This is a genomic window from Moorena sp. SIO4E2, from assembly GCF_010671945.1.
In the GTDB taxonomy this organism is placed as follows: Bacteria; Cyanobacteriota; Cyanobacteriia; order Cyanobacteriales; family Coleofasciculaceae; genus Moorena; species Moorena producens.
Genome location: NZ_JAAHIE010000216.1, coordinates 1 through 11,425 on the forward strand (window position 1 = coordinate 1; position 11,425 = coordinate 11,425).

Annotated in this window: 4 protein-coding genes and 1 pseudogene; all 5 read right to left on the bottom strand. The window is 43.5% G+C overall.

The window, feature by feature from the left end:
- Positions 1-69: 69 nt before the first annotated feature.
- The gene (locus tag F6K37_RS20925; protein WP_287251889.1) at positions 70-2,853 is read right to left on the bottom strand and encodes a hypothetical protein; all 2,784 of its coding nucleotides are present in this window, start codon (positions 2,851-2,853) and stop codon (positions 70-72) included.
- Positions 2,846-6,529, bottom strand: coding sequence for a hypothetical protein (locus tag F6K37_RS20930; protein WP_287251892.1), 3,684 nt, complete (start codon positions 6,527-6,529; stop codon positions 2,846-2,848). The genes F6K37_RS20925 and F6K37_RS20930 overlap by 8 nt, the downstream gene beginning before the upstream one ends.
- A gap of 722 nt (positions 6,530-7,251) precedes the next feature.
- Positions 7,252-8,661 carry an RNA polymerase sigma factor gene (locus F6K37_RS20935; RefSeq protein ID WP_008178995.1) on the bottom strand — a complete coding sequence of 470 codons (1,410 nt, stop codon included), beginning with the start codon at positions 8,659-8,661 and terminating at the stop codon, positions 7,252-7,254.
- A gap of 748 nt (positions 8,662-9,409) precedes the next feature.
- Positions 9,410-9,790: pseudogene (gene dhaM, locus F6K37_RS20940) on the bottom strand (dihydroxyacetone kinase phosphoryl donor subunit DhaM); the annotation flags it as partial.
- Between the two features lie 114 nt (positions 9,791-9,904).
- Positions 9,905-11,038, bottom strand: coding sequence for a HEAT repeat domain-containing protein (locus F6K37_RS20945; RefSeq protein WP_008178992.1), 1,134 nt, complete (start codon positions 11,036-11,038; stop codon positions 9,905-9,907).
- Positions 11,039-11,425 lie beyond the last annotated feature (387 nt).

Consider the following 11,425-nt stretch of genomic DNA (forward strand, 5'->3'; position numbering starts at 1 on the left):
ACCCAGTTATCTTCGAGGCTATCCCGATGCTTAACTCGAGCTAAGCGACCCTGTAAGTTTTTAGTCACTTTAGTCATCATATCCCTCCCGGAAATCATCCATGTCGTAATAGTATTCGGTCAGACTTTCACCTTCACTGCTTGTGGAGGGATAGTCTGTATTGTTGGCTCGATCGAGCAAGTAATTGGGGACTTCCCCAGGCGGCATAGTATCTACATCTTTGAGAATGCCGACTTCACAAACTCGTCCTAACTGATCGTATTTAAAGTATCGCCATTTGCGTTCGTCGGCATCGTTGGTGAATCGAATCCTGTTGAAATAATCTTTGATGACATAGGTTGTACCGGATTGGTCAGGATCTTGCCATTCAATCTGCCTTCTGTCAGAGTTCGCTACGGTTACGGTACTTTCTAAACCATCTTGAGGTGCTAACGTCTTCAGGACTTGTTGGGAGTTTTCCCACTGAGATTGGTTTTTCCAAACAATTTTGTTGTTGTCATCCAGTTTGATTTGGCTAACGAGAAACTCGCCTTGGGCACCACTCAAGAAGGAATAGTGAATCTTTTGTTCGCCATCCAGGGGGACTTTTTGAGTGATTCCTCTGAGGGGGCGCGTGCTAGGGATCCCCCCGGCTGCCCTCAATTCGTTTAATTCTGCCTCACCGTTATAAGATGAGTCTTTCTGATAGTCAGAGTTGAAATTGTAAGGAAAACCTTGACGCAGAGTATCAAGGGTATTGCGGTTAAGCAGTCCATCATAGGCAAACCTGACATAAGGCAAGGAAGTGTCAAAGTCACCAAAATCCATATCCAGTAATAAGTCTTTCAATTCACCCGTTAAGAATCCGTTGTCTTGAATGTCATCAATGAAGTTATCTCGGAATGCAAACAGTTCTTCATCTCTAGAACTAGCTTTAGCGTTTTTGGTGACAATGATTTGATGACCAAAACCGTCATAGATAAATTCCTTAATGACGACATCCGTTAGTTTTTCGGTTTCGTAGTCAATACTTAAACTCTGTGCTTGACGGGCCCGTCCTTTGGAATCGATGAAGATAGTGCTGATAACTGGTTTTTTGAAAACGAAGGCATCCCTAAATTCACTGGTATTATAGGGACCTAAATTTACAGAAGTGGCTGCTGTAAAGTCAACTGTTTTGGATGAAAGCAGTAACTTGCCATCGCCAAAAAAGAAGAATACCCCCCGAGTGACGACTAACAACCACTCCCGCGCTGCCAACTCGAGTGGGGTTTTCAGGGTTTCGTCATTCGCGGTCGTGAAGGTATAATAACCTTGACGCAAAGGCTGTTCGGTGTTTTTGACGAAGGTTAAGGAGAACAATAGCTGGTTATCTTGGTCCAGGGCTACAATTCCGAACTCATCGTTACCATAGTTAAAATTTTGCACTTTCAAACCAAACTCCGCTGTATTCAGACTAGCGAGGGAAAAGTTGGGAAGATAAAAGCCGTCCTCTACAAAGGAAATTTGAAGACTATAGTTAGGATGTGCGGGATCGAAATCCCCGGTTTGTGCTGCTGCGGGGTAAATGGCATGGTTATCGAAGCGACTGAAACTGAAAAGACTAATTTCGTAGTCAAAAATTTTGCCTTCAGAGGACATGGTAAAGCGATCGCACAAACTGTTCCTGTCGTTATAGATGCGGTAATCGACTAAACCGTTCTTTCTGATGGTCGCAATATGTTCGTCTAGAGAATTAGAAAAGGCATTGATCGAGAAGTCACAATCTACAGCAGCGATCCACAGGTAGTCCACCATTGATAAGGGATTACCGACAATTTCGAGTTGACTAGAACCCTCTTCGATCGGCGTTTCAAAATAAACCCAAACATCGCCCGTTTCGTCAGTTAGGGGGATCGTTTCCCCATTCATGACCAAATTAATGCCATTGTTGCCCGGATTAATCCATCCACAAATGACGTATTTTTTCTCCGAAGAAAGGTCTCCTGTTTTCAAAAAGGCAATACGGTACTCCCCACTGACGGATGTGACGACATTGTTCCTAAACTTAGAGTTGGTGTTGGCGATAATAGCACCATTAGTAATACTCCAAACGCCTTCATCCAAATAATGTTCCTCATATTTAGCGATGGGGAGATAGAAGAAATCGCGATCGCTCTTACTAACGACTGTTGCCACCACCTTATCGCGACTCCTCCTGCTGTCGGAATCGACAACAGCAGGAATAATTCTCGTATAGGAAGGAGCTTCGGTTCCACTTTGGTTGAGACCATGAAGAGATTTTAGGATGGGGAACTTCGTTTGAGGGTCTCTTTCCTCTACCTCTTCTACTTTTCGCCAATTTTCATCTCCCCAATCTCTTGGATCTGAGGAAATCGATACGAGCAATTCCTGTTGGTAGTAGGAATTGTTAGTATCTATATAGATGTATTTCTGACCCGTTTGACTTTTGACAGCATCGGGATTTCCTTCAGCCGTAATGCGGATCGATTCATCTGGCAAACTGAGCATATTTCTTTGGAAAATCTCGTGGTCTGGCTGGTCCTGAAAATTTTCCCAAAGATATTTGGTGTGCTGGATGTGGAAGGTGTCAACAGTAACATTGTCCTGCTGATAATCATAAGCAGATTCCACGACTTCCTGGATCTGATCTCTGCTGTTGTAGATGTAGCTTTGTTGACGAGCAACTGTACCGTCATCATATTCTAGAGTATCTTCTTGCTTGAGACTGGTATAGCTATCGGTATCAGTCTGCTTTTTGAGCTTATAAGTATACTCTTCAGTCTGCTTAGCAGTATCGTTGACATAAACTTCTACTTTGTGCAAACTGCCCCTGACAAATTGACCATACTCATTAATTGGTTGCTTACTCATTTTCCACCTCAATTAATTCAGAATCTTCCTCGTTGCCATTGTAGAAATAGTACTTTTTGTATTCACCCGAATCGGTTCCCCCTGGGTATACTGTGACCTCTTTATAGAATCCTCCTATCCCAATCCCGAAAAGGGCTTTGGCTGAAGCGTATTCGTAATCAGTTGGGAATTCTCTTTCGTTGTCCAGAATCGTTGTGGTTTTGCTGACGACGTAATCGACGATCTTACCTTTGAGTGCCTCGTCGTAGAATTTAAAAATTTTGTAAGACCTGGGCTGAGTCCCACTACAGCGACTATCATCTTCATATTGAGGTTCATGGCAACCATTGTAAAGAATAACGTTGCTAGACCCGCCAGATACAACCATTTTTTGTTGATTGCTCGGGATTTTTTCTACTTCAATGGGCCGATCCAAAAGTTTGTTGTTTCTTAAAATTTTGAAGTAGAGAATGGACTGATTGTCTTCTATCTCAATGACAAAGGGAATAAAGTCGTCTTCAGGGGCAAAAAAGCTATGGTAGGTTAATTCCCCGCTGGTTCCTGCTTCCAAGCGATCGCTGGTAATTTCAAAGTCTCCTTGATTATTGCGATATAGTATAGCGTTGCGTTCAACGACAAACCGCTTGAATCCAGAGGAATAAACGCCGACTCCCCCCATAGAATCCATCATGTTGTTAATCATTTGGTTCGTAACGATTGCTGTCGCAACAGAACCAATCGCACCGACGACCTGATTAACCGTGTCAACGATTTGAATGGCTTTGTTTATCCCTTTTGCAACTTTCCCCGTGATCTGTACTCCGGCAGCGACACCAGATGCCCCACCCGTGACTGGAATCAAGGCAATGCCGAGGGCAATGGACACGATCTCCAGACCAAACGTAATCCATCCAAAAATTACGGCAATTTTAGGGGGTTTGGGTTTGTCTGGCTTTTCGGGTTCCAGAGGCATGGTGGGCAGGTATTTAACCAGAAATCTTTCTTCATCTTCCTTGTAGACTAAAAATTCTTTTTGTTTGGCATCTAGATCTTTGTGAGAGTTGGGCTTGACTTGGTGAGTTTTGGCAAAAACGCCTTTATCCATATATTGCAGGCGACTCAGACCCACATTATAAAATGTCAATGATTGATTGACCCGACTTAGTGGATGCCAGTCAACACCGTCGTATTCAGTTTTTTTCCACTCCTTCCCGTCATAGGTATAAAAGAACGTTACTGTTTGGAAGTGTTGATATTCCCTTCTCTCATCATCATCGTATTCGGGATTACCATCGCTGATATTCTGAGCAATCCCAATGGAATAGGAGCATCCCAGAAACTGAGAGTCCGTCACTAAAGAGAAGTTAGGGACATAATAACACCTGGGACTGTTCCCGGATTGCGGGAAATTGCGATTGTTAATATCCTCTTGAATGGGATGGGGGCTGACCTTCCAATCATCCCGGCCCTCAAGCTCGTAGGACAAAACCTGACCGAAGTTGAACTCATAATTTAAATCGCCACTGTTGTACTTCGGGATAGTGGTATAGTTAATGGCGATGAAATTGTCCATGATGGTCAGGGAATTAAAGCCCTCTTGTTTGACGTATCCACCGGCATTACAGTATGTGTTACTCCCCGAGTCATAGAGATAAGAACCAGTGATACTGGTCGTCCCTGGATAGCTGTAATAGGTATAATCATTGTCTAAGTTAAAGAAAACGTAACCGATTTTTAGTGGGTATTTGGTCTCGTCAGCGTCACTCCCCCCGGCACAGGTTAACTGAACGACACAAACTAACCGATTCCGAGTGGCAATCTGGTATTCCCTAACCTGATCGACGGGTGTATAGATTGGAAAAGTACTGGATGTATAGATCCGATTGGGTTGGTCGGTCCAAGTTTCTTTGGCATGGTCTCTGGGTAGAATGTGAATGGTTTGCCGCCTCTGGCCGTTATTTTCATCGATCGTGGCGCGAGGATAAAAAATGGCGAGATAATTCTCGTTCAAGGAAAGCACTGGGACGATATCTGACGGCATTGAGGAGTTATCGTCGTTGGGGGGTGGATCGACGGTAATCGTCTGCTCCCATTTAGCACCCGTTTTCTTGTCTAACTCATAAATTTTAACTTTACGATCGTTGGCTGAAAACGCAATGGTGTCGTCGGAAGTCACTAACCTTCCCGGTGCAAACAAGCTTCTGGGGTTCTCAGAAGAGGGTTCAGTGTGAAGGGTTTGTGTCTCCCAGCCGTCGTTTGTCCAGTAATGGATGCGGAGTTCTTTTTCGCCACTATTGTTCTTACCCGTGACTAATAGGTAATTCGATTCGGATTGATGTTCGATCTCTGAAAGACCGGTATTTTCATCAAAGGAGATATTCCTTTCAACGTCGAGTTCTTGTTCTCCATAGGTGTAGAGTGTTTGGCAACCTAGGGGGTCAGTTATCGTCTTAAGCGCGCCAAATAAGGCACCATCTTTGTAAAAAGGAAGTTCGGTACTACTATTATCAGCGTTGTTATCTACACCATCGGCTTCGGTGTAATACGTAAAAGCGAGGTCTGGTTCGATCTGCACAAAGTTGGTTTGAGTTTGACCGTACTCCAAAGTTTTGATTTTGGACAAGACTCTTTTCGCGTAAAGCGTGTCTGCTTTAATCTGTCCTTCTTCGAGTTGTTTTCTGAGGATTCGACCTTGACTCACCAGATCGACAGAGGCAATTTTTAATTTCTGAAGTCGTTCTTGATAGCCATTGGGTTCTTCTGAAATCAGGTGTTGCTTGTTGATTTCCGAACGATCTTTAGGTAGATAATTGATTACCAGTTTGTCGCCATTAGCGTTTGCTACCCGGTATAGGTAACTATAGATAGTACTGGTCTGATTGTTCTCACCTCTCCCGACTGGCTGAATTTCTTGGGCATAGGAAAATACGGTTTTATTTCCGTAAATATCCTCAATACTGGTTAAATTCCATGCCCGAATCCACTGTTGTTGGTTTTCTCCATCCACAGAAATAAATTGACTGTAGTAACGGTGGGGACTACTACCGTGAGGGTGTTCCCAAAACACTTCTTTTTCCGCTGAGGCAGAAGCGACTTCACCTGTCAAGTGCTTCACTTCTTCGAGGACTTGCTTGGTCTGAAGATATTCAGCGGAGGGATTTTCTGTGTCTTCCAAACCCTCCTCTGGGCGGAAGTGGTATGTATCCCCAGTGGGATAGATAATTTCCCATTCGCCGTCACCATCATAGTAACCATCGTAGATGTGGCGGATGATTTTGATCGAGAGGTCTTCTCTGAGGCGATAGGTGATATGGAGTTGAATGCCCGGTCCTGGTGTTATTTCTTCGACCATCAACTGGGAAAAACTACCGTTCCTGACCCAGTAAATGATTTCATCGAGGTGAGTCCCATGCTCGAAACCTTGCTTCGATGAAAGCTTCATGCGGAAGATCTTATCCGGTTGACTGATCGACCAGCCCACACCCAGCCAGCCTGATTCCCAAAATCGATTCCACTTTTGGAAAAGCAGTTTGTGGCTATTGTTATATCTGTAGTTTAAAACCACCTGGTATTGAGGACTAATCCCATCCAACGTGGCTAGAGGAATGGTGAAATTAATTTTGCCGGTGAAGAGGTCGATATTTTCGTCCTCTAAACCGCCTCGCTCCAGGAATGTTGCAGAATACTTGTTACTCAATGTTAAGGATCCTATGAATTGGTATTGTTTTTTTTTGAGAAAAATACTAATTATGTTTCAGGGATAAAGTCAAGTAAACTTCATTATGCTGGCGGTCATCTGAGCTAACAGTACGGTACAGGTACTGAAAGGACTGCCTGCTTCGGTGATCATGGCTTGGATCTCCCAAATGGCTAATCCAACGCATCTAAATTACAAAACCCTTATCCAGTAAGGATTTCATCAATTGATTAAAAACAGGACTCGACCTCTGAAATCTTGGCACCGCCAGCATGTACTGCGTTTGCCCTGAGTTTTACCTGACTTTGACCTGCTTCCACTTCCTCAGTTTTACCTGACATTTCTATGACGGAGCAATTAACTCTTTTGTGACTGGCGACGGATAAATTTTTATTCCCTGTTTTTTCCTTGATATATGTCTTTTTTGTGGGGATTGTTCCTTTGGCTAGTTGGCTTTTTACCAGTGCTCATAGCCATGAGGATATTATCCCTTCTCTGCTGTTTGTTAAAGCTTTGAAGGAACTTTTTTACCGTTTTTTGTTTGGCTTTTTGTCATGGGAATACTAGCTGGTTGTGAAAAAACACACCAGCCTTTCTTGTAAGCATTCAGCTATCAGCCTATGGGCTACGCGCACGCTAAGGGAACAGCTATCAGCCATCAGTCAAAGGACTATGGCTTACGGCTGACCGCTGACTTCTGAATGCTTACCTTTTATTAGTAGCTACTCTAGGTAATGCCCTTGAGCTGCTATGAGCAAATTAGCCATGACCAGAAATGAAAGCTGATCTGGCGGGCCTCTATTCCCTGTATGTGACCTCTGATTCCAGCTTGGCTCTACCTTCGTTTTGAGAGTGCCCCACCAAGACACAATTGTCGCCAAAATCAGGATGGGAAATTGGGAAATATCCTTTGCTATTGGTGCTTGAATGCTCCGATGCTCTCGCGGTGGTGGAGAAATTCCTATCTCTTGGGGCGTAAGCAGTTTAACGCCATGGCTCTGGATAGGATTGCGATCGCTCCCGTGATTTGATTGGGGATTTGGAGTACTCCCCAATAGTGATTTTCCAGCCAAGGGGAGTAATGCCTGGGAGCTTCTTGGTCTGCTTAAAATTTGCTGGTTTTTGCTGTCCCTACTTCTGGGCTCTTTTTTAATTGGGATTACTTTTGGTAGTTCAGATAGTGGCTCAACTGCCAATGCTGGCTTATCCAGTGACGTTATCTCCACTGCTGGCTTAACTGCCAAATCTGGCTTATCCAGTGAAGTTATCTCTACTCCCGTTTTGTCTAAATCCTTATAAGGCTCTTCGACTGAAACAGACTCCGACACTGGCATCTGCCTTAAAGACTCCGAATTTTCAGTTTTCTCCTGCTCCCCTTTTCCTATCTCTTGGTTTGAGGGAGTTACATCGCTTTCTCTGTCTTTTTCTTCCTTACTCTCCTGCTCTTCTACTCCCCTAATCTCCTGCAATTTGGCGATCTCCCCGTAAGCCTTCTGATCCAACCCGGCCCGATACTTAGTTAACCGCTTTTGCAGTATCCCCCTAGCTCGTTGGATGCGTTTACGAACGCTATCGTTGGAAATTGCCAGTCGTTGAGCTATCTCTTGGTGAGACAACTCCTGCTCAAAGCGCAAGACACATACCTGGCGCTGATTCTCCGGCAAATCCTCTAGAGCACTTTGGATTACCTCTAATAGTTCGTTCTTTTCTACAACTAAATCTGGGCTATCGAATTCCGTAACCAACCCATTCCCCTCTGGCACTGCCATCCCTTCCAGGTTTTCTATTCCTACTGCCCCAGAGTTGTTTTCTCGATGTCGGTCTATACAGAAGTTATGGGCAAATTTGGTCAGCCATCCTTTGAGATTGGTAATCTTTGCGGCAAATTTGGGCAATTTTTCCCAAGCCTTGACCATCATCTCAGAAAGAGTATCTTGTGCTTCAGTGGTATTACCCCCCATCCAGCTCAAGCAGCGATGGTAAAGATAGTCTTTATAGTGTTCCCACAGGGGCCAAAAGGCGCTGCTATCGCCATCAGACAGTTTTTCCAGGAGCGACTCGACCCAAAAAGCGGTATCGTTTTCAGCATTTTCGCCCGATGGGGGATGAGAACTGAGGTTTGTTGCCAGCATAAGTCCTGTTGATGCACCAAAATTAAGTATTCCATACTCGTTCTAGTAAAACAAGTTAGGTTGGTCAACTTAATCCTTCAAGTGCAGTCAGAGCTTGAGTTGGGATTGTTTATTAAATTTTTTTTTAGCCTTTTTTTCTCTTTTTATCCTCTTTTTCTTAACTAACTTGAACTCTCCACTACACATTAACCTTTAAGCTTCAACTTTTAACCTTCAACATACCAAGGTTAATAAATTACCAATCACGTCCTGATTAGGCTATTTAGGTAGTAAAAATAATCAAAAATTTTATTTTAATAAAATTTTTGATTATTTTTACTCTATCTAAATGGTTAAATATCGATAACTAAACTCTATGTCTAAAGACAGACAAAAGCAGTCCTTCCCATAGTTCATGGGGTTTGTCATTGATTTTGATCAAGAAATTGGACTGGTATAGCAGAAGTCATTTGTCAGAAGTCATTTGTCAGAAGTAAAACTCTTGCGCTTACAAAGGGTGTGAGACTTTTGTCATGTCCTAACTGCCCTGGCGACTGCTATCAGCTATCAGCTATCAGCCATCAGCTATCAGCTATCAGTTTATGGGCAGGCCACGGGAACAGCTTTTTAATAAAACAGGTAAGCATTGGAATAATGCTGAGTTACATCTGCTGACAGCTGACCGCTGACAGCTGAATGCTTACTTGGACTGTGTGCTGAAACCCTACCAGTAGCGGGAATCCCAACTAAAGTATCAAGTGTCACCGATCAAGGCTGATCTAGCTAATCCAATCCCTTGGTCGATATCACCACCAGCCGCAGCTTGGACAACGGCTGCGATCGCACCTTCCACTAAAGGAGCTTCGCACAATCTTACCTTGCTTTTCTGCTCTTCATCCAGAAACTCCAGTGCCATTTCCGCACTCAGCACTGCACTACCTAGATCCATCAATACTACTACCCCAGCATCGGAGTAAACCGACTCAATGGCAGCTTGGACTTGCAGCACATCGGTACCAAAGGGATTTTCTGGGTCATCAATACCCGCTGCGATCGCAATCGGTACTGAGGTCTGAACCATCTGTTCAGCTAATTCCTTGACCCCAGCTGCTAGCTTAGCACTGTGGGAGATTATCACAATTCCAATCATAAGGGATAATAGATTTCAGGTTGCTACAGCTATCGGAACGACTTCAGTCATTTGCCACCACAAAACCAAATCAGCCTGGTGATCGCGTTCCGATTCGACGCAGTGTTAGCTGGTCTATCCATGGGAGCGATTTAGATTGAGCCTAACTAGTTGATCTATCTCTTCTTTTGTATCTGGTAAGCCGAACATTCTAAGCACATCGATCATGTTACCGTAAATCGAATTTGGAGTTAGCCAAGCTTTTTTGGCAATTGCTATAATAGCCTGACATTGGGATCCAGAAAGGTGATTTATATTCGCTATTTTTCCTTGTGGCCTTAGTGCCACTACTAATAAGCCAATTCCAAAATTATCTCCTACAAAATTACTCCTCATCACTTGCTTGGTGTACCACGGTAAAATACGCTCTGCATATTTAGAACTTGCTATTGCAACAGGAATTGCCATGTTAGGGGTGAATCGTCCCACACTTGGTAATTCTTCATATTCACCAATCATTCCCTCATCAGCAGTTAACAATATTTCCACTAGGGCGTTAAGTGCCTCCTCAGGAGTCTGTACCCCAGAACAGGTAGTAAACCATGCCAGGGCAACGCATTGTGGAAGTCTGTTTTTTTCGCTCCGCCAAAATTCCTCAAACAAAGCTTGCTGATTTGCATAATCAAGTTTTCCTAAGACATGTAATATATTGGCTCGTACTTGTGGATCATTTTCTGTTTTTAGGTGGTTAATCAGTTCAGGAATAGAGCGCTCACGCAAGTCAGGTAAAACTGAGAGTAGATGAGATACATAAAGGCGGTTCAACTTCTCGTTATCATCGAGCATCAGACAATAAACAGGGAGATGTTTTTCTAATTCAGTACGTAAGTCAGCAACCCAGTTAAGTTCCTCTTGAAACCTGGCTTTAAACTCTGGGGTTTCACGCACGTCTTTAAACAAGAAAAGATGTTGGTGGTTATTGTGAAAACTCCCCACCGCTGCTAAACTAGACAGCAAATCAAGGGTAAAATGCTTGTGTTTAATAGTGGATTCCTGCAAAATTTCTATCATAAAAGGAACAGCGGCAACTGCTGCGGTATAGACTGATCCTTGATAATAGAGAGTTGAGTAGAGGTGATTAAACGCTTTTTCTTGGTCTGATGGATTTGAAGAAGTAAGGAGCCGCAAATACTTTGGTGTATCTTCTGCCCCTCCATAAGCATGTTTTAAGGATGTCCAGGGGACGTTGTCGAGATTTTCTAATACCATTTATTGTCTCCAATATTTGCCAGATAACTATTAATTTAAGCGCCACGTTTAAGCGCCAAGGGCGGTCTAATACAACGGATTGACTGAAAAAACTTCTAAAACCCTTGATTTTACCTAGGGAGCGGTTGAGCGGTAGCGAAACCCAACCAAACCATAAGCTGCCTTGGGTTGAACATAGTGAAAGCCCAACTACAAAGCCAGATTTGTCAGTCAAGCAGCCTTAAGGGTATGAAGTGTTAGGTTTTCTATTTTAAGTCTTCCCATCTTTAACAAAAATAAAACCAAACCCGAACAACTCTATCCCTCACTCATTTTTCCTCTGTAAGCATTCAGCTATCAGCCAAACTATCAACAACGGCTGAATACTTTTAGGTTCAGGCAATTATA